Consider the following 19,952-nt stretch of genomic DNA (forward strand, 5'->3'; position numbering starts at 1 on the left):
TCGAGCGCGCCGCCGGCTGGAAGGGATCCGACGCATGAGCACGGCATCGCCGGCCGGGGTTACGCGCCAACCGCGCGAGGACACGCGCCGTCGGATCGAGGCGTTGCGCCGCGAGATCCGGGTCCACGACCACCTCTATTATGTGCTCGATCGCCCGGTCATCCCGGACGCCGAGTACGATCGCCGGCTCGACGAGCTGAAGCGGCTGGAAGGGCTCTATCCGGAGCTCGTGACCCCGGACTCGCCGACGCAGCGCGTGGCCGGAGCCCCGCTGCCGGCGTTCCCCGAGGTCCGCCACCTGGCGCCGATGCTCAGCCTCGACTCGGTGGTCCACGAGGAGGACGTGCGGCGCTTCATCGACCGCCTTCGCCAGGCGCTCGGCCAGGGCCGGCCCACGTTCGTGGCAGAGCCGAAGCTCGACGGCGCGTCGATCGAGGTGGTGTACGAGCGCGGCGCGCTCGTCCGCGCCGGGACGCGGGGGGACGGCGAGCGCGGCGAGGACGTCACCGCCAACGTGAAGACGATCCGCTCCGTGCCCCTCCGGCTCGTCGATGACGGACGGCCGCCTCCGGAGCGGCTGTCCGTGCGCGGCGAGGTGCTCATGGCCACGGCCGCCTTCCGCCGCCTCAACGAGCAGCTGGCGAGGGAGGGAAAGCCGCTGTTCGCCAACGCGCGCAACGCCGCCGCGGGGTCGCTCCGGCAGCTCGATCCGCGCGTCACCGCCGCGCGCCCGCTCGAGATCGTCTTCTACGATGTGCTGGCCATGGCGGGCGGCCCGGCGCTCACGAGGCACTGGGAGCGGCTGGAGGCCCTCCGCGGGTGGGGCCTCCGCGTCAGCCCGCACAACCGCCAGGTCGCGAGCGACGAGGAGATCCTCCGGTACCACCGCGAGATGGATCGGCGCCGCGACGCGCTCGGCGTCGAGGTCGACGGCATCGTCGTCAAGCTCGACGACCTGCTCGCGCGCGAGCGCCTCGGCACGACGGCGCGTCACCCGCGCTGGGCGCTCGCGTTCAAGTTCGCGCCGCGGCGCGAGGCGACGACGATCGAGGACATCGTGGTCCAGGTCGGCCGCACGGGCGTGCTCACGCCGGTCGCGGTGCTCGCGCCCATCTCGATCGGCGGCGTCACCGTGGCGCGCGCGACGCTCCACAACCGCGAGGAGCTCCGGCGCAAGGACCTGCGGGTCGGCGATACCGTGCGCGTGATCCGCGCCGGAGATGTCATCCCCGAGGTGATCGAGCGCATTCCCCGGGCGGGCGAGCGGCGGGGCCCGCCGTTCGCGATGCCGGCGCGGTGCCCTGCGTGCGGGGCGGTCGTGGAGCAGGACGGGCCGCTCGATCGGTGCCCTGCCGGCCTGGCTTGCCGTGCCCAGCTGGAGCGGTCGATCTGCCACTTCGCTTCGCGCAGCGCGCTCGACATCCGCGGCCTCGGGCGGGAGACCGTGACGGCCCTGATCGAGGGCGGCCTCGTCGAGAGCGTCGCCGACCTCTTCGCGGTGGAGGAGCAGGATCTGCTCCGGCTCCCGCGCTTCGGGGCCCGATCCGCGCAGAACCTGGTGCGCGCCATCGAGCGCGCGAAGCAGACCGAGCTGTGGCGCTTCCTGCACGCGCTCGGCATGCCCGGCGTCGGCGAGCGCACGGCGCAGGATCTCGCCGATCACTTCGGATCGATCGAGGCGGTGATGGCGGCCGACGAGCGCGCGCTGCAGCAGATCGAGGGGATCGGACCGAACGTTGCGGCCGGCATCGCCGGCTTCCTGGGGCGCCCCCAGCACCGGCGGGTCATCGCGCGCTGCCTCGAGCGCGGGGTCCGTCCGGCGCACCGGCCCCGCCGCGCAGGCGCCGCGCCCGCCGCAGCGGCCAGCCCGCTCGCCGGAAAGACCGTGGTGTTCACCGGCGCGCTCCCGTCGATGACGCGCCCCGAGGCCGAGGAGCTCGTCCGCCGCGCCGGCGGACGCACGTCCGGAAGCGTCGGAGCGTCGACGGACTACGTCGTGCTGGGCGAGAGCCCCGGCGAAAAGCTCCAGAAGGCAAGGGCGCTCGGCGTCGCCCTGCTGACGGAGGGCGAGCTCCGGAAGCTCGTCCAGGCGTGAACGGGGGGCGCATGGAGAACGTCGACATCGCGCGCATCTTCGAGGAGGTGGCGGATCTGCTCGAGATCCAGGACGAGAGCCCGTTCCGCGTGCGGGCCTACCGCACCGCGGCGCGCACGCTGGCGGCGCTCGGTGAGCCCGTGGCCGGGCTCGTGGAGCGCGAGGGCGCGGGCGCGCTCACCGCGCTGCCTGGAATCGGCAAGGATCTCGCGGGCAAGATCGTCGAGCTCCTCGAGACCGGCGAGCTGCCGCTGCTGAAGCAGCTGGCGGCGAAGACCCCCGAGAGCCTCGTCGAGATGATGCGGATCCCGTCGCTCGGGCCGAAGCGCGCGCGGCTGCTGTACGAGAGGCTCGGCGTCGAGACGGTGGACGAGCTCGAGCAGGCCGCGCGGTCGGGTCGCCTCCTCGAGGTGCGCGGCTTCGGCGAGAAGCTCGCCGCGACGATCCTCGACGGCTGCGTGAAGCGGCGGGCGACCGCCGGGCGCGTGCGGCTCGCGGACGCCGAGGCGCAGGTCGCGCCGCTGCTCGAGCACCTCCGGGCGGCGCGCGGGGCCCTGGCCGTCGAGGTGGCTGGCAGCCTCCGGCGCCGCAAGGAGACGGTGGGCGACGTCGACATCCTCGTGTCCGCCAGCCAGGGCGAGCCCGTCGCGTCGCGCCTGATGGCGTACCCGGACATCAAGCAGGTGCTCGCCCACGGCGCGACGAAGTGCTCGGTCGTGCTGCGGTCCGGGCTCCAGATCGACCTCCGCGTCGTGCCGCCGGAGTCCTACGGCGCGGCCCTCCATTACTTCACGGGCTCGAAGGCCCACAACATCGCCGTCCGCACGCTGGGCGTGAATCGCGGGCTCAAGATCAACGAATACGGGATCTTCCGGGACGATCGGCGGATCGCGGGGCGGGCGGAGGCGGACGTCTTTCGCGCGGTCGGATTGCCCTGGATCCCGCCCGAGCTGCGCGAGGACGCCGGCGAGATCGAGGCCGCGCGCGAGCGCCGGCTGCCCGAGCTCGTCGAGGTCGGCGCCATCCGGGGTGACCTGCACGTGCACACGACGACCACCGACGGGCGCGACGAGCTCGAGGCGATGGTCAGGGCGTGCAAGGCGCGCGGGTACGACTACGTGGCGATCACCGATCACACGCAGGCGGTCCGCGTGGCGCGCGGGCTCGACGCCCGCGGGCTCCGCGAGCAGGCGAGGGCGGTCGACAGGCTCCGCCGGACGATCGGCGGGATCGCGATCCTTCACGGTGCCGAGGTCGACATCCTCGAGGACGGGTCGCTCGACCTCGACGACGCGGCGCTGGCGGCGCTCGATTACGTCGTCGCCAGCGTGCACTCGAAGCTCACGATGCCGGAGCCCGCGATGACGCGCCGCGTCCTCCGCGCGCTCGAGAGCCCGTTCGTCACGGCCCTCGGCCACCCGACCGGGCGCCTCCTCGGCAAGCGCGAGCCGTACGCGCTGGACGTCGCGCGGATCGCGCGCGCCGCGCGCGAGCTCGGCGTGCTGCTCGAGATCAACGCGCAGCCCGAGCGCCTGGACCTCTGCGACGTCCACGTCCGCCTCGCGCGCGAGGCAGGCGCGAAGCTCGTTGTCGCCACCGACGCGCACGCCGTGGGGGAGCTCGACTTCATGCGCCACGGGATCGATCAGGCGCGGCGGGGCTGGTGCGCCGGGGCGGACATCGCGAACACCGCGCCTCGCGCGGAGTTCCTCGAGCTCATCGGCCGGCGCAGGCGCGACGCCTCGCTGTCATCGGCTGGATGAGCGCCCCCCACGCCGCGCGCTGCGCGGCGGCGACGACCGATTCTCTCCGCGGTTCAGCGAGAAGACGGCAGATGCCCGCTCATCTCGGCTGCGAGCATATAAGCAGCATAGTTCATGCTCAGATCGGGGGCCCCTTGTTGATGACCGGTGAATCGATTCGTCTGCTCTGACAGCGATCCTCCGGGATCGATGTGGTGATGCACTCGACCCAGGAACGCATCCCCTTTGCGCCGGAGCGCAAGGACGACCTCGTCGAAGCGCGGGTCGCCGAGGAGGAGCTCCTCGCCTGGGCGGAAGCGCGCGTCTTCCAGCGGCAGCCTCTGGAAGAACGGCAGGCTCGTGGAGGTGAGGACGGCCCTCTCCAGCCTCAGGTAGCGTTCGGCCAGCTTGTAGTAATACGCCGCGAAGGCGATCGTGAGACTTGGCCACGGGTTGCCGAGCGAATCCACGCGGTATCCGTCGTAGCGGTCTTCCGGGTAGCGGCCGATGGCAGTGCCCTCGATGCGCCTCGACGGATCGTTGATCGGGTACATGGCCTCGAAGGTACGCTCCAGCGCCGCGGCCGTCGCGAGCACCTGCTCCTGGTCCACTGGATAAACAGAGCCCCCTTCGAGGTGGAGATCTTCTTCCGTGGCATATCCGCCCAAGGTCGCGATGACGACCGAGCTGTCCAGGCCGCTCCGAGGGCTCGGCTGTCCGTCCTGCTCACGGGTCGCGACGAGGTGATTGCGCCCGGGATCCCAGTGCAAGAGCAATTCATCGCCCAGCGCTCGCGACTGCTCGAGATACCAGCGGGCCGCGCCGGCATCCTCGAGCTTCATCGCGAGCGCGGCCCCCTCGATGAGCGCCGTCCGCTCCAGGAGCCGCGTGAAGAAATGGTGTCCCCACACCTCTTCCCAGAGATCGAAGCAGGGCTCGCGCCAGTGGTGCGAGATGTATTCCAGGTCCGTCTTGATCACCGAGTCGGTCGGCAGCTTCGCGTCGTAGAGCTTTTCACGCACCAGCTCCCGCTTGCCCTCGCCCAGAAGGACGAAGGCCAGACGAGTGAGCTCGATGGCTCGAATGGCAGGTCCGTCGTGCTGCGGACGTCCCCAGGGCCCCGAGTAGGGCTCTCCGTCTATCGTGAACTTCGGCTCACCCAGCCCTGCAGGGCTGTGCAGGGCAGTTCGCTGGATGTGCCTGGAAAAATCCACGAAATCCATCAGCAGGTTGAAATGCCGTTGCCGGGCCGCGGGCCGCGTCGTCGCCGACTGGTACAGGGAGAGGACGGCCTTCACGGCGATGCCGGAGTCCCGAACCCAATGGAAATAGTAGTTCGGGTTCGATCGAGATGGGGACGCCACGATGGCTCCTGGGATGGATCCCGGAGGCGATACATTCTTCAACAAGAGCTCCTTGGCGCGCTCCGTGTCCTGCTGGAGCCATTTTCGCAGGTCCTGTGCTTTCACGTCGATCTCCTGGAGCTGCAAGCGGGTTAAAACCGCATGAAAAGCGCAGGACTTCGGACCACCAAGCGCACCGGGTACGCCAAGAACGGAGAGCTATCTTGGCGTCCTTGGTGTCTCGGCGGTTCATTTCTCGCTTGGTCAACGGGACCGGTGTCCTATCCACCTCGCACGGAGGCGATCTCACTGCGCCCGGCCTCGAACCGGTCGATCCACCATGATCCGAAGGGCGACCCGGGAGGAGCCATCGTTCCCGAGCATTGCAAGAGCTGGGCTTGGCCGGCGGTCTCCTGGGGGCCGCGGCGCGCCGTCGAGAGGGCGTCTCAGACGTCGAGGCGACGGTCACGGCTGCGCCGTGAGGGATCTCCGTGATCTCGAGGTCGTGCAGCGTCGCGGCCTCGACCAGGGTTCGCGCCGTGCTCTGCCTCACCCCACCCGCACCTCGCGCCGCGGGGGCACCCTGGTCGCCGTCAGCCCAGCTCGTTCCGCCGCACGTGCGAACACGATGGCATCGCGCACGGCGCACCCGGCGCCGTCGTTGTTGAAGAAGACGTAGGCGTCTGCGCCAGGGCCCCACGTGGAGGCGAGCCGCTCGGCCGCGGCGCGGAGGGCGGCCCCGCCGTAGCACGGGCTCGGCGTGGCGCACCCCGCATGGAATCTCAGGTAGGCCCACGTCGCCGTGCGATGGAAGGGTGTCTTGAACCACGGGCTGTCGGCGATGCACAGCGCGGCGTCATGCGCGGAGAGCAGCGCCGATATCTCCTCGGTGAACCACGAGGCGTCCCGGGGCTCGACGGCCACGCGGACGCACCGCGGGAAGCAGTCGAGGGCGGCCGCGAGCCGGCCCGCGTCGGCCTTCATCCGGGGCGGGAGCTGCAGCAGCACCGGGCCGAGCTTGCTGCCCAGGTGCCGCACGCGATCGAGGAACCGCGCCACCGGCTCGGCCGGCGCGCGGAGGCGACGCATGTGCGTGAGGAAGCGGCTCATCTTGACCGCCATTACGAAGTCCTCGGGCGTGCGGGCGGCCCAGTCTTCACATGTCGATGCCTCGGGGAGCCGGTAGAACGCGGCGTTCACCTCGACGGCCTGGAAGCGCTGGGCATAGTGCTCGAGCCAGCGCGAAGCGCTCAGGCGCTCGGGGTAGAAGCGCCCTCGCCAATGGGGATACTGCCACCCCGACGTGCCCACGAGCACCGGCATGACAAGCAAGAGCCATGGGCACGGAGGCGGCCGCCCTCGACCCGCCCTCCGCCCAGGGGGCCACGCGCCCCGAGCCTCACTGGGTGAGGTAGCTGCCGAGCTGCGCCTGCTTCGACCTGGCCTTGAGCTTGCGCAGCGCGCTCGCCTCGATCTGGCGGATGCGCTCGCGCGACAGCGACATCGACGCGCCGATCTCCGCGAGGGTGAGCTCGGGCGCGCCGTCGAGCCCGAACCGGCGCCGGAGCACGTCCTGCTCTCGCGGCGTGAGCTCGCCGATCAGCCGCATCGCCTGCGCGCGCATCCGGCCCTCGGCGACCTGCTCGTCCGGCGCCGGCGCGCTCGGGTCGGGGACGAAGTCGCCGACGCACGCCTCGCGGTCCTCACCGGCGGGGGCGTCGAGGCTGAGCGGCGCGGGCGCGAGCCCGAGGGCGAGCTCGATCTTCGCCTGGGAGAAGCCGGTCCGCTCGAGCAGCTCATCGCCCTCGGGCTCGCGTCCGTGCTCCTGGGCGAGCGCGCGCCGCGCGCGGAGGAGCTTCCGGCGGCTCTCCACCATGTGCACCGGCACGCGGATGGTCTGCGCCTGATCGGAGATCGCGCGCGCGATCTGCTGCTTGATCCACCACGCGGCGTAGGTGGAGAACCGGACTCCGCGGCGGAAGTCGAACTTGTCGGCCGCGCGGAGGAGGCCGATGTTGCCCTCCTGGATGAGGTCGTGGAGCGACAGGCCCGTGCGCGGGTACCTGGTCGCGAACCTGACCACGAGCGGGAGGCACGACGCGACAAGCTCGGCCCTGGCGAGATCGGCTGTCCGCCGGCCCTCCTCGACCGCCTCGATGGTGGCGCGCGCGGCCCCGTCCCTCGCCGGGGCTGCCCGGAGGGCGTCGACGACGCGGTCGAGGACGCGGCGGTGCAGCCGGGCGCGCTCGATCCCGGAGGCGAGCGCGTCGCGATCACGCCGCCGCGACCGGCCGGCCTCGAGCGCCCGGGCGAGCGTGCCGGCGCGCTCGAGCAGCGCGACGAGCGAGGCCTCGATCGGATCGGCGGCGGCTTCCTCCTCGTCGGCGGCGCGGAGGACGTAGCGCGCACGCAGCTTGTGCGCCGCGAGCTCTTCGCCGATCCTGGCGAGCTCCCGGAGCGCGACGGGCGAGCCCACCAGCGCGCGCAGGATGGCTGCCTCCCCCTCCTCGATGCGGCGGGCGAGCGCGATCTCTTCCTCGCGCGTCAGGGCGGGGCGCGCGCCGAAGCCGCCGAGATAGCGGCTCGCGCCCTCGCGCCCAGGCGTCACGCCGCGGCGCGGCCGGGCCACGCCCAGGGGCCATCGGGAGCGCGGCGCGGCAGGGGTGCGCCGGCGCGGCTCGCTGAACTCTTCAGGTCGGATAGCACTTTTGTTGGTGTCGAAAATGGAAGCGGTCTGTCTCATCGTGGGTAATTTGCGCGCATGCGCAGCGCGCAGCGTGTGGCGATTGCGGCGGAGCGTGCGCGGGCGCTCTGTCGTCCGACGCTCTACGCCGTGATGCATGATAACCACGTGAACGCCTCACGGAAGGCCCCGCGCGGTGGGCACGGTGGTTGCCGGTGTGGACCGGAGTGCTGAGGGTCGAAGCACGGTCGGGAGCACCTTCCAGACCGAGCGGACGCCGGGGCGGCGGCCTGGACGAGGGGGGCGACTCATGATCATCCCGCCTGAAGTGACCTTTCGTAACCTGGAGCGCTCGGACGCCATCGAGGCGGCGGTGCTCGAGCGCGTCGAGAAGCTCGACAGGTTCTACCCGCGCATCACGTCCTGCCGCGTGATCGTCGAGGCGTCGCACCGCCGAGCGAGGACGGCGGGCACCGTGTACCACGTGCGCGTCGATCTGACCGTGCCTGGCGGCGAGCTCGTCGGCCAGTACGAGCCGCAGCCGCAGCGCTTCCACGAGGACGTCTACATCGCGATCCGGGAAGCGTTCGACCAGGTGCGCCGGGAGCTCGAGGAATACGCGCGACGGCAGCGGGGAGACGTGAAGGCCCATGAGGAGCGGCCGCACGGCCGGGTCTCGAAGCTCTTCCCGGAGCGGGGGTACGGCTTCATCGAGACGCCCGACGGCCGCGAGGTGTATTTCCACGGCCATTGCGTCCACGGCCACGGGTTCAACCGGCTCTCGGTCGGCACCCAGGTGCGGTTCGTGGAGGAGGAGGGCGAGCAGGGGCCGCAGGCGAGCGTGGTCTTCATCGCCGGCAAAGGCTGACGACCGCCTGCGGCTCGGGTCCGTCGTCGATTCACGGCCGGCAGCCGCGCCTCGAACGGCTGCCGGTACGATGGGACCGCCGATTGGCGAGGTCGACGGCGATGGTTATCCTGTCCGGAGACGATCGCTCGCCGCGGGAGCGGCTCGAGCGAGCGCAGGCGAGACGCGGTCGAGCGCGCCACCGAGAGGATAGCCGCCGAAGCGCCCGACGTGGGCGCCGCCGACGTCGCGGTCCGGAGCGAGGACCGCCTGCGCGCGACAGGGGCCTCGTCATGCCCCAAGAGGTACGCGCACTATGAAGAAGTGGTATGTGATCCAGACGTATTCGGGCTTCGAGACGAAGGTGCGCGATGCGCTCCAGCAGCGCTTCAGGCAGCATGGCCTCGAGAGCGCGCTCGGCGAGATCCTGATCCCCAGCGAGGTGGTCAGGGAGCCGGCCTCGCGAAGCTACAGGGCGGGGGTCAAGCCGCGACGCACCTTTCCAGGCTATCTCTTCGCAGAGCTGGAGATGAACGACCGGGCGTTCGATCTCGTGAAGGGCACGCCGCGCGTGGTTCGCTTCCTCGGCGACCGGGCGCCGCGGCAGGTGCCGCGCGCCGAGATCGATGCCGTGCGGCGGGGCATCCGGGAGGGTGCGCTGAAGGCGAGGCCGCGGGTGGTATTCGCCGTCGGCGACGCGGTCCGCGTGAACGAGGGGCCCTTCGCGAACTTCACGGGCAAGGTCGAGTCGGTGGATCCGGACAAGCTCAAGCTCAAGGTCACGATCTCGATCTTCGGTCGACCGACGGCCATCGCTCTGAACACCACCGCGGTCGCGAAGCTCGAGGATCGGGCCGCAGCGTGAGCGTCCGAGTGCAGGGCGGATCGACGGCGATCCGGCATGTGAGGGCGCAGTCGCCGGGCGTCGGAGCGGCGAAGGCTCGGCGGCTGGGCGGCGGGTGGACGAGGAGCGGGCCGCCCGCGGAGGTCGACCATGGCGATCATTGGCATCGATCTGGGAACTTCGAATTCGGCCGCAGCGGCGCTTCGAGGCGGCCGCCGCAGCAACGGGAGACGGGTCACGCCTCCCCGAGGATCCCGCGAAAGACGTCCACATAGCTGACGATACCGAGCAACACACCTTCTCCGTCGACGACCGGGACCGCGCCGATCTTGTTGTCGAGCATGAGCTCCATGAGCTCGGTCACGTCCGCGTCCGGACTGGCGCTCACGACATTGCTGCTCATCATCACGGACACCGGCACGCGGGCCTTCTGCAGCGCTGCGTCCACCGTCGTGGTGTTCTCCGCGTAGGGCACCCATAGCGCGCGCAGGTCGCGATCGCTGAGCATCCCGACCAGCTCACCCAGCTCGTCGACGACCGGAAGGTGCCGAAAATCCGTCGTCTGGAGCACGTCCACCGCCTCGCCGATGGGGTCGTCGACCCGCACTGTCCGGGGGGTCTCGGTCATGAGCCTGGCGGCGCGGATCCTGGGCAATGGCATCTCGCTCCACGCTCGGTGCAACTCGCGGACCGATCGATCCGTCGATGAGCCGCGCCGCCCCTGTCCGGACGTTGCCTTTGCGTCGGGCCCCGCTGGTCGCTCCCGGAGGACGCGCCCGCATGCTGCGTCTCGCTCGAGTTGCGGATGCGCCGCGCCGCCGCCAAGAAACGTCGGCGGCGGCGCGGCGCTCGCGATCCGGAGCAAGCTGGCGATGACAAGCGCGGACTGGGCGGGCCTCGGGGCGGTGGCGGTCCTGATCCTTCTGGCGGCGCTGATGGCGGCCGCCGAGGTCGTGATCACGCGCATGAGCCGCATCCGCGCCTACCGGCTGCGCGAGGAGGACCGGCGCGGGGCGGCGTCGCTGGTGCGGCTGGTCGACGACCCAGCGCCTCACCTGAACGTCGTCCTCCTGCTCACCCTGCTCTTCCAGCTCGCGGGCACCACCCTCGCCGGCGCCGTGGCGCTGCGGGTCCTCGGCGGCTACGGCGACCTGGTCGCCACGCTGATCATGACGGTGCTCTTGTTCGTGCTCGCCGAGGCGATGCCCAAGACCTTCGCCGTGCAGCACACGGACCGGATCGCGCTCCGCCTCGCGCCGATGGTCGTCGCCCTGGGCGCAATGCTCGGGCCGGTCGCGCGCCTGCTCATCCGCGTCACCAACGTCATCCTGCCCGGCAAGGGGCTCAAGGAGGGGCCTTTCGTCACCGAGGCAGAGATCCGAGCCATGGCCGACGTGGCGTCGAAGGAGGAGGCCATCAAGGAAGAGGAGAAGCGGCTCATCCACTCGATCTTCGAGTTCGGCGACACCGTGGTCCGCGAGGTGATGACGCCGAGGCCCGACATCGTGGCCGCCCCCGCGAGCACGCCTCTGCCGGAGGCGATGAGCCTGTTCATCAACAGCGGCTACTCGCGCATCCCGATCTACGATGCTGGGCTCGATGATATCGTCGGTGTGCTGTATGCGAAGGACGTGGTGCGCGAGTTTCACGCCGGCCACGTCGAGCGACCGCTCTCCGGGATCGCCCAGGCGCCCCGCCTCGTCCCCGAGTCGAAGAAGGTCGCCGAGCTGCTCAAGGAGATGCAGCGCGACAAGTTCCACATGGCGCTCGTCGTGGACGAGCACGGGACGCTGGGCGGGCTCGTGACGTTGGAGGATGTGCTCGAGGAGATCGTCGGCGAGATCGCCGACGAGTACGACCGCGAGGAGCCGAACGTGAAGCCCGTCGGCGAGAAGGCCTATCGCGTGAACGCGCGCACGTCGGTGGACCAGCTGAGCGAGGTGCTCGACGTGAAGCTGCCGACGACCGAGTGGGACACGGTGGGCGGCCTCATGCTCGGCGTCCTCGGTCACCTGCCGGCCCAGGGGGAGCAGGTGGAGCTCGAGAGCCTGAGGTTCACGGCCGAACGCGTCCACGGCCGTCGGATCGCCGAGATCCTCGTCGAGGAGCTCGATCACGAGGGTCAGGAGGAGCGAGGGACGACCGACTCCGCCCGGGAGGATGAGGAGCCTCGCTGTCTGTGACGTCGCCGAGCGCGCTCACGCGGTCCGGAGGCCAAGGCCGCGCGCCGCACCTGGTCTCTTCCTTGCAGCTCGTGCAGCTCGATGGAGCGGCGACCCATGATGCAAGGCGTGGCGAGGGAGCGGCCCCAGGGCACGTCGGCTGCGGGTGCTGTCACCATCTCTCTCTGCGGTGACGTGATGACCGGCCGGGGGATCGATCAGATCCTGCCATGTCCGAGCGATCCGGTGCTGTACGAGCTGGCCGTGGAGGACGCGAGGGGGTACGTCGAGCTCGCCGAGCGCGCGAGCGGCTCCATTCCCCGGCCCGTCGATTCCTCGTACGTCTGGGGGGCCGCGCTCGAAGCGTGGAGCCGGCGGGCGCCCGCCGTCCGGCTGGTCAACCTCGAGACGGCGATCACGACCAGCGATGAGCCGTGTCTCAAGGGTATCAATTACCGGATGCACCCAGGGAACGTCTCGTGCCTCACTGCGGCGCAGATCGACTGCTGCGCGCTGGCCAACAACCACGTCCTCGACTGGGGAGTCGCCGGGCTGATCGACACGATCGCCGCGCTCCGGTCGGTGAACGTGACGACGGCCGGCGCGGGCCGCGACCTCGATGAGGCGGCGGCGCCGGCGCGCATCGAGATCGAGGGCAAGGGGAGGGTCCTCGTCTTCTCGCTCGGCTCGGAGACCAGCGGCATCCCGCGGCGCTGGGGCGCGTCGGCGGACCGTCCGGGCATCCACCTGGTCGATGAGTCATCTCCCGCGGAGGTCCGTCGCGTGCTGGACATGGTGCGGGCGGCCAGGCGGGAGGGCGACATCGTCGTGGCCTCGATCCACTGGGGCCCCAACTGGGGATACGAGGTCCCGGAGGAGCAGGTCACGCTCGCCCACGCCCTCGTCGACGTCGCCGACGTCGACGTGGTTCACGGGCACTCCTCGCATCATGCGAAGGCGATCGAGGTCCACGCGGGGCGGCTGATCCTCTACGGCTGTGGCGACTTCGTGAACGACTATGAGGGCATCAGCGGACACCAGGCCTATCGAGGCGATCTGGCCACGATGTACTTTGCCACGCTGCGCGCGGGGACCGGGGAGCTCGTCGGTCTGGAGCTGGTACCGCTGCGGATGAGCAAGTTTCGCCTCCACCGCGCCGCGCAAGAGGACGCGCTCTGGCTGAGGGACGTGCTGAGCCGAGAGGGCGCGCGGTTCGGGACGCGCGTCGAGCTCGGGGAGGAAGGCAGCCTGCTCCTGCGCTGGAGCTGATTCCGCGAGCATCGCGCCGCTGCCCTCGTGCAGCTACGCGGTCGCCTCGAGCGCCTGGGGCGCCAGGTAGCGGACCAACCAGGCGCTGGCCGCGCGCGCGACCTCTTCCAGCGTCCCTGGCTCCTCGAACAGGTGCGTCGCTCCCTCCACGATCGCGAGCTGTCGCGGTCCGCGCAGGAGCTGGAGCGCCTGCCGGTTCAACGCGAGCACCTCGGTGTCCGCGCTCCCGACGATGAGCAGCGTGGGCGCGCGGACCTGCTCGAGGTACGCGCCGGCGAGATCGGGGCGCCCGCCCCGCGACACCACGGCGTCCGCGAGATCCGGACGCCTCGCCGCGGCGATCAGCGCGGCCGCGGCGCCGGTGCTCGCGCCGAAGTAGCCGATCCGGAGCGCGCTCGTCTCGGGTTGCTCGCGCGTGGCCAGGGCCGCGCTCATGACCCGCCCCGCGAGGAGCTCGACGTCGAACCGGAGGTGGCCAGTCCGCTCGTCCACCGCCTCTTCCTCGCCGGTGAGGAGGTCGAAGAGCAGCGTGGCCAGCCCGGCGCTCTGGAGCACCTCGGCGACGTACCGGTTGCGCGGGCTATGCCGGCTGCTGCCGCTCCCGTGAGCGAACAGGACGAGGCCTGTCGCCCCGGCGGGGATCGTCAGGCTGCCCTGAAGGCGCGCGCCGTCATCGAGCTCGAGCTCGATGGGGAGCTCGTCTGCCGGCTCCGGCGGGCCCGCCGGCCCCTCCTCGCCTTCCGCGCCCGCGCCGCCGGTGCGCGCCCGCTCGAGCAGCTCCACGACATCGTCGTCCGTGGTCTGGCGGAAGTCCTGGTAATAGGCGCCTATCGCGAACAGCTGCGGATCCGCGTCGAGGCAGACCACCTCATCGACCTCGGGGCGCAGCGATTCGAGCGTCGTCGCAGACGCGACCGGGACCGCGAGGACGAGGCGCCTCGGCCCGCGCCGCCGGATGGCCCGGAGCGCGGCGCGCACGGTCCCGCCGGTCGCGATGCCGTCGTCGACGACGACGACGGTGCGGCCCTCGACGTCGACCGGCGGCCGGCCGCGCCGAAAGCGCCGCACGCGGTCCTCGACCTCGGCGACCTTGCGGTCCACGATCTCCGCGACCTCCTCCTGGGGGACGTCGATCTCCGCGAGCACCTGCTCATTGAGGTACACCTCTCCCCCCTCCGAGATGGCGCCCAGACCCAGCTCTTCGTACCCCGGAACGCCGAGCTTGCGCACCACCCAGACGTCGAGCGGCGCCTTGAGCGCCCGGGCGACCTCGTAGGCGACCGGGACGCCGCCGCGCGGGAGCCCGAGGACGACGGGCGCCTCGTCGCGGTAGCGCCTCAGCGCGAAGGCCAGGCGGCGCCCTGCATCAACGCGATCTCGAAACAACATGAACCCCCCTGCGCCGGTCGCGTGCTGACCGTGACCTCCTCGCCCCTGTGGATACACCCGGCACTCAGATCCTCCTCTGCGCTTCCCGCCGCTGCTGCCTCGTCACCAGCGCGCTCAGCTCGGAGAGCTCGTCCGACAGGAGCTCGAGGAGATCGTCGAAGGCGATGATCCCCTGGAGCACCCCCTCGTCGTTCACCACCGGCACGCGGCGGATGCCCTCGGCGCGCATCCTGCCGAGGACGTCCAGGAGGTCCTCCTGCTCTCGCGCTGTGACCAGCGGCTCGGTCGCGACATCCGCCACCTGGAGAGACTCCAGGTAGGGACTCGCGTTCGCCACCACGCCGACCACGATGTCGCGATCGGTGATGATGCCGGCAGGCACGGTCCTCCCGGCGGGCTCGTCGACGATGACCAGGCTGCCGACGTGATGCGCCCGCATGCGGCGGGCCGCCTCGATCACGGTCTCGGTCTTGCCGATGGTGACGACGCGCCGATTGCAGAGCTCTCCCGCAGTGGTCACGGCATTCCTCCCAACGAGCGCTCCATGGAGCCGGCGTCGGCTCCGGGAAGCCCATACCCAAGGGTCATGGAGGCCGGTGCGCTCCTATGGCACGTGGCGAGCAAACAGAGCAGGCGCAGAGGCGTGATGACGGCGGAGGCGAGCGGACGTCACCGGAGACATCAGGCCCTGGGGTTGCATCTGGAGAGCGGTCACAGCTCGAATGAGCGGCGCCATGAGCCCCCACGACACGGCAGGCGGCGCAGCGGAGCAGCCATGGAGATCTGCCTCTTCGCGGGCAACGCGAACCTCCCTCTCGCACAGGCCGTGGCGGAGCGCCTCGGCGTCGGCCTGGGCGACGCCCTGGTGCGCCGCTTCGCGGACGGCGAGCTTCACGTGCAGATCCGGGAGAGCGTGCGAGGGCGGGACGTGGTTCTCCTCCAGCCGACGAGCCCGCCGGTCGACGAGCACATCGCCGAGCTCCTGTTCCTCGCGGACGCGTGTCGCCGCGCAGGGGCTCCGCGCGTGACGGCCGTCGTGCCGTATTTCGGCTATGCCCGCCACGACCGCCGCGCCTCGGGAAGGGAGCCGGTAGGGGCCCGGCTCGTCGCCGATCTCTTCACGACGGCGGGCCTCTCGCGCGTGGTGGCCGTCGACCTCCACAATGCCGCGCTCGAGGGGTTCTTCTCCATCCCGCTCGAGCACCTGAGCGCGGTGCCGCTGCTCTCGGACGCGGCGAGACCCTGGATCTCCGAGCGCAGCGTCATCGTGGCGCCGGACCTGGGCGCCGCGAAGCTCGCGGATCGCCACGCCCGGCTCCTCCGCTTGCCGGTCGCCGTCGTGCACAAGACCCGCCTGAGCGGCGAGGACGTCAGCGTCCACGCCATCACGGGCGAGGTCCGGGGACGGTCGCCCCTCCTCGTCGACGACATGATCAGCACCGGCGGGACGATCGAGGCCGCCGTGAACGCCTTGCTCGCGGCGGGCTGCGCGCCGGACATCGCCGTCATCGCGACGCACGGCCTCTTCGTCGGCCCGGCGATGGCCCGGCTCTCCGCGCTCCCGGTGCGCCGTTTCCTCGTGACCGACAGCGTCGCTGCCGCCACGGGCGCGGCGATCCCCGTCGAGCTCGTCCGTCTGGACGTGCTCCTGGCCGAGGCGATCCGGCTCCTCCATGACGGCCGGTCGCTGGAGGCGCTGCTCGCGCGCGGCGAGGCCGCGAGGCCGCCGCGCTGAGCCAGCGTCCGAGCAGGAGGACCCATGAGCGGCATCGACGACGGGAGCGCCCGCGCCGGTACGATCGTTGCCCGAGCCGAGCCCTGTCGCGGAGGTGTGTTGGATGGAGGCGCTTGTGCCGAGCAGGAGGCTGCGTCGTTCGAAGGAGCCCTCATGAGCTCGCTCGGGATCCCTCCTGCCGAGGCGCTCGCCGTGCTGCGGGCGATGCTGCTCATCCGCCGCTTCGAGGAGCGGTGCGCCGAGCTGTACACGCTCCAGAAGATCCGCGGCTTCCTCCACCTGGTCATCGGCGAAGAGGCGGTCGTGGTCGGGGCGATGCGGGCGCTCGAGGACGACGACGCCGTGGTCGCCGCCTACCGCGAGCACGGCCATGCGCTGCAGCGCGGGGTCTCGCCCGCCGCGGCGATGGCCGAGATGTACGGGAAGGCGACGGGCTGCGCCCTCGGGCGCGGCGGGTCGATGCACCTGTTCTGCGCGGAGCGGCGCTTCTACGGTGGCTACGCCATCGTGGCCGGCGGCCTGCCCATCGCGGTGGGGCTCGCGCTCGCCGACAAGCTCGCCGGCCGGCGGCGGGTCACGGCGGTGTTCTTCGGCGACGGCGCGACCGACGAGGGGGAGTTCCACGAGTCGCTGAACCTCGCCGCGCTCTGGAGCCTGCCGGTGCTCTTCCTCTGCGAGAACAACCAGTACGCCATGGGGACGGCGCTCGCGCGCCACGCCGCCAACCCGCGGCTCATCGACGTCCCCGCGGCTCACCACGTGCCGGCCGAGCAGGTCGACGGCATGGATGTGCTCGCGGTGGAGCAGGCCACGCGGCGCGCGGCCGCGGCCGTGAGGGAGGCGGCCGGCCCCCGCTTTCTCGAGCTGCTGACGTACCGGTTCCGCGCGCACTCGATGTACGACGCCGAGAGATACCGGGACAAAAGCGAGGTGGCCGCCTGGCGGGAGCGCGACCCCATCGACCTGTTCGTCGCGCGGCTGCGCGCCGAGGGGCTGCTCGACGACGGCGCGCTCGCCCGGATCCTGGGCGAGGTCGCGGCCGAGGTCGAGGCGGCCGTGAAGGCCGCGGAGGAGGCGCCGCTCGAGCCGGTGGAGGACCTGACCCGCTTCGTCTACGCCCGGGAGGCGCCGTGATCGCGCCCGGGGAGTGCGGCGAGGAGAAGGCGGATATCGTGGGCGCATGGACGCGAATGCGCAGCGGCTCTCGGGCCTACCCCTCGCGGAGCTGCTCGAGCGGCTCGGGACCTCACCGGGCGGGCTGACGAGCGAGGAGGCGCGGCAGCGGCTCGGGCGGTTCGGCCCCAACGAGCCCGCGGCCACGACGAGGCGAGAGGCGGCCGTCGTCCAGGTGTTGCGCCGCTTCGCGAACCCGCTCGTGATCATCCTCCTGCTCGCCAGCGTGGTGTCGGCGGTCCTCGGCAACCTGACGAACGCGGCGGTCGTCGTGGTCATCGTGGCGCTGAGCGTCGCGGTCGAGTCGGTGCAGACGCGGCGGTCCCACCGCGCGGTCGAGCGGCTCCGCGCCCAGGTCGCGCCCACCGCGACCACGCTGCGAGACGGGGTGTTCCGCGAGCTCCCGCGGCGCGAGCTCGTGCCGGGCGACGTCCTGCGGCTCGCCGCGGGCGATCTGGTCCCCGCCGATGCGCGCCTGCTCACGGCCAAGGACCTGCACGTGCACCAGGCCGCGCTTACCGGCGAGCCGCTGCCCGCCGAGAAGAGCCCCGACCCTGGGCCCTCGACCGCGAAGAGCCCGGGCGAGATGACCCAGGCGGTGTTCCTCGGGTCGTCGGTGGTGAGCGGCACCGCGACCGCGGTCGTGTTCGCGACCGGCGCCGACACCGCCTTCGGCGGCATCGCCCGCGCCCTCGCGACCCGCCCTCCGCAGACCGAGTTCGAGCGGGGCATGGCGCAGTTCGGGGCGTTCATCTTCAAGCTCGTGCTCTTCCTGGTGCTCCTCGTCATCGCGCTCACGGCCGCGCTCGGGCGCCCGCCGCTCGAGTCGCTCCTCTTCGCGGTGGCCCTGGCCGTGGGGCTCACGCCCGAGTTCCTGCCGATGATCATCACCGTCACGCTCGCGCAGGGCGCCGTGCGGCTCGCGCGCGAGCGGGTCATCGTCACCAACCTCTCGGCCATCCAGAACTTCGGCAGCATCGACGTGCTCTGCAGCGACAAGACGGGGACCCTCACCACGGGCGAGATGGAGCTCGAGGCCCACGTGGACCCGCTCGGCGAGCCGTCGGAGAGGCCGTTCCTCCTCGCCTACCTGAACAGCTACTTCGAGAGCGGCGTGGACAACCCCGTCGACGCGGCCGTGCTCCGCAGAGCCGCGGTGAACCCGCTCGACGCGGCCGTGCTGCGCCACGAGCACCCCGACATCAACGGCTTCCACAAGCTCGACGAGCTGCCGTTCGACTTCGAGCGGCGCCGCGTGAGCGTGGTCGCCGAGCGCCAAGGAGAGCGGCTGCTCGTGACCAAGGGCGCGCCCGAGAGCGTCCTCGCGATCGCGACCTCGTACGAGGCCAGCGGCGAGGTGCGGCCGCTCGACGACGGCGCCCGCGCGCGGTGCGAGGCGGCGTTCCATGCGCTCGGCCAGCAGGGCTACCGGGTGCTCGCGGTCGCCTACCGCGGCGTGCCGGCCAGGCCGGCGTACCGGCGCGACGACGAGGTCGATCTCACGCTCGCGGGGCTGCTCGCGTTCGTCGATCCGCCGCTCCCCGACGCCGCCGGGATCGTGGGCGCGCTCCGTGAGGAAGGGGTCGACGTGAAGATCCTGACGGGCGACAGCGAGCTCGTCGCCGGGCACGTCTGCCGGCAGGTCGGCCTCGATCCCGGCGAGATCGTCCTCGGCGGCGCGATCGATCGCCTCGACGACCCGGCGCTCTCCCACCTCGCCGAGCGCACCCGCGTGTTCGCGCGCGTCTCGCCGGCGCAGAAGAACCGCGTCCTCCGCGCGCTCAAGGCCCGCGGCCACGTGGTCGGCTACGTCGGCGACGGCATCAACGACGCGCCGTCGCTGCACACCGCCGACGTAGGGATCTCCGTCGCCGGCGCCGTCGACGTGGCCAGGGACGCCGCGGAGATCGTGCTGCTCGACCGCAGGCTCGACGTGCTGCGCTCGGGCATCCTCGAGGGGCGGAAGGCCTTTGGCAACGTGATGAAGTACCTGCTCATGGGGACGAGCTCGAACTTCGGCAACATGTTCAGCATGGCCGGGGCCTCGGTGCTCCTCCCGTTCTTGCCGATGCTGCCCCCGCAGATCCTCCTGAACAACTTCCTCTACGATCTCGCGCAGATCACGATCCCGACGGACAACGTCGACGCGAGCTTCGTCCGGAAGCCGCGGCGGTGGGACATCGCCTTGATCCGCCGCTTCATGATGGTGATCGGGCCGATCAGCTCCCTGTACGACTTCCTCACCTTCTACGTGTTGCTCCGCGTGTTCCGCGCGCCGGCCTCGCTCTTCCACACCGGCTGGTTCGTCGAGTCGCTGGCCACGCAGACGCTGGTGATCTTCGTGATCCGCACGATGGGCAGCTCCTTCAAGAGCTCTCCGAGCCGCGCGCTCGCGGCGACCACGCTCGGCGTCGTGGCCGTGGCCCTCGTGCTGCCGTACAGCCCCTTCGCCGGGCTGCTCGGCTTCGTCCCGCTGCCGCCCGGCTTCTTCCTGTTCCTCGCGGGCGCGACGCTGACCTACCTCGCCATCGTCGAGGCGATCAAACGCGCGCTCATGCGGCGCATCTTCGGGTGACACGGGGCCGCCGTTCGGGATGACCGCACGAGCGCGCTCTTCCGCCGCACCTCGGCGCCGGTACGCTCGTTGCTCGGCCGCGTCTCTCGGAGCCT

Annotated in this window: 15 protein-coding genes; 9 read left to right on the forward strand and 6 right to left on the reverse strand. The window is 71.4% G+C overall.

Going from position 1 to position 19,952, the window contains the following annotated elements; translation table 11 throughout:
• The first annotated feature begins 34 nt into the window (after positions 1 to 34).
• Both ligA and polX read left to right on the forward strand, forming a co-directional pair.
• Positions 35 to 2,095, forward strand: coding sequence for an NAD-dependent DNA ligase LigA (ligA, locus tag WMF29_RS14780; protein WP_437329442.1), 2,061 nt, complete (start codon positions 35 to 37; stop codon positions 2,093 to 2,095).
• Between the two features lie 11 nt (positions 2,096 to 2,106).
• A complete protein-coding gene (gene polX / locus WMF29_RS14785) occupies positions 2,107 to 3,858 on the forward strand; it encodes a DNA polymerase/3'-5' exonuclease PolX (protein ID WP_437329443.1) in 1,752 nt (583 codons plus the stop codon).
• Positions 3,859 to 3,911: 53 nt separating this feature from the next.
• Here the strand turns inward: polX and WMF29_RS14790 are convergent, their stop codons facing one another.
• From WMF29_RS14790 to WMF29_RS14800, 3 genes are all read right to left on the reverse strand, one after another.
• Complete coding sequence (locus WMF29_RS14790) at positions 3,912 to 5,306, reverse strand: glycoside hydrolase family 15 protein (protein WP_437329444.1); 1,395 nt, start codon at positions 5,304 to 5,306, stop codon at positions 3,912 to 3,914.
• 423 nt (positions 5,307 to 5,729) lie between these two features.
• Positions 5,730 to 6,503 carry a DUF72 domain-containing protein gene (locus WMF29_RS14795; RefSeq protein ID WP_437329445.1) on the reverse strand — a complete coding sequence of 258 codons (774 nt, stop codon included), beginning with the start codon at positions 6,501 to 6,503 and terminating at the stop codon, positions 5,730 to 5,732.
• Between the two features lie 76 nt (positions 6,504 to 6,579).
• The gene (locus WMF29_RS14800; RefSeq protein WP_437329446.1) at positions 6,580 to 7,788 is read right to left on the reverse strand and encodes an RNA polymerase sigma factor RpoD/SigA; all 1,209 of its coding nucleotides are present in this window, start codon (positions 7,786 to 7,788) and stop codon (positions 6,580 to 6,582) included.
• Between the two features lie 385 nt (positions 7,789 to 8,173).
• Between WMF29_RS14800 and WMF29_RS14805 the strand changes: the two genes are divergently transcribed.
• Entirely contained in the window at positions 8,174 to 8,731 is a 558-nt protein-coding gene (locus WMF29_RS14805; RefSeq protein ID WP_437329447.1) for an HPF/RaiA family ribosome-associated protein, read from the forward strand.
• Between the two features lie 295 nt (positions 8,732 to 9,026).
• The gene (gene nusG / locus WMF29_RS14810) at positions 9,027 to 9,575 is read left to right on the forward strand and encodes a transcription termination/antitermination protein NusG (protein ID WP_437329448.1); all 549 of its coding nucleotides are present in this window, start codon (positions 9,027 to 9,029) and stop codon (positions 9,573 to 9,575) included.
• A 214-nt stretch (positions 9,576 to 9,789) separates the two neighbouring features.
• Here nusG and WMF29_RS14815 read toward each other — a convergent pair whose 3' ends face one another.
• Positions 9,790 to 10,530 (reverse strand): CBS domain-containing protein, encoded by a 741-nt coding sequence (locus tag WMF29_RS14815; protein ID WP_437329449.1) that lies wholly within the window; start codon positions 10,528 to 10,530, stop codon positions 9,790 to 9,792.
• Here WMF29_RS14815 and WMF29_RS14820 point away from each other — a divergent pair.
• On the forward strand, positions 10,427 to 11,737 hold the full coding sequence (locus tag WMF29_RS14820; RefSeq protein WP_437329450.1) for a hemolysin family protein: 1,311 nt from the start codon (positions 10,427 to 10,429) through the stop codon (positions 11,735 to 11,737). The two genes, WMF29_RS14815 and WMF29_RS14820, sit on opposite strands and share 104 nt — an antisense overlap.
• Positions 11,738 to 11,833: 96 nt before the next feature.
• On the forward strand, positions 11,834 to 12,985 hold the full coding sequence (locus WMF29_RS14825; RefSeq protein ID WP_437329451.1) for a CapA family protein: 1,152 nt from the start codon (positions 11,834 to 11,836) through the stop codon (positions 12,983 to 12,985).
• A 33-nt stretch (positions 12,986 to 13,018) separates the two neighbouring features.
• On the opposite strand, the gene WMF29_RS14830 is transcribed toward WMF29_RS14825, so the two are convergent.
• A complete protein-coding gene (locus WMF29_RS14830) occupies positions 13,019 to 14,374 on the reverse strand; it encodes a phosphoribosyltransferase family protein (protein WP_437329452.1) in 1,356 nt (451 codons plus the stop codon).
• Positions 14,375 to 14,438: 64 nt separating this feature from the next.
• Positions 14,439 to 14,894, reverse strand: coding sequence for a CBS domain-containing protein (locus tag WMF29_RS14835; protein ID WP_437329453.1), 456 nt, complete (start codon positions 14,892 to 14,894; stop codon positions 14,439 to 14,441).
• A 255-nt stretch (positions 14,895 to 15,149) separates the two neighbouring features.
• Between WMF29_RS14835 and WMF29_RS14840 the strand changes: the two genes are divergently transcribed.
• The 3 genes from WMF29_RS14840 (at position 15,150) to mgtA (ending at position 19,857) form a co-directional block, all read left to right on the forward strand.
• Complete coding sequence (locus WMF29_RS14840) at positions 15,150 to 16,109, forward strand: ribose-phosphate diphosphokinase (protein ID WP_437329454.1); 960 nt, start codon at positions 15,150 to 15,152, stop codon at positions 16,107 to 16,109.
• Positions 16,110 to 16,262: 153 nt separating this feature from the next.
• The gene (gene pdhA, locus WMF29_RS14845; RefSeq protein WP_437329455.1) at positions 16,263 to 17,243 is read left to right on the forward strand and encodes a pyruvate dehydrogenase (acetyl-transferring) E1 component subunit alpha; all 981 of its coding nucleotides are present in this window, start codon (positions 16,263 to 16,265) and stop codon (positions 17,241 to 17,243) included.
• A gap of 46 nt (positions 17,244 to 17,289) precedes the next feature.
• Positions 17,290 to 19,857, forward strand: coding sequence for a magnesium-translocating P-type ATPase (gene mgtA / locus WMF29_RS14850; protein ID WP_437329456.1), 2,568 nt, complete (start codon positions 17,290 to 17,292; stop codon positions 19,855 to 19,857).
• Positions 19,858 to 19,952 lie beyond the last annotated feature (95 nt).

The sequence above is a fragment of the Sorangium sp. So ce381 genome (assembly GCF_051473845.1).
Classification (GTDB): Bacteria; Myxococcota_A; Polyangia; order Polyangiales; family Polyangiaceae; genus Sorangium; species Sorangium atrum.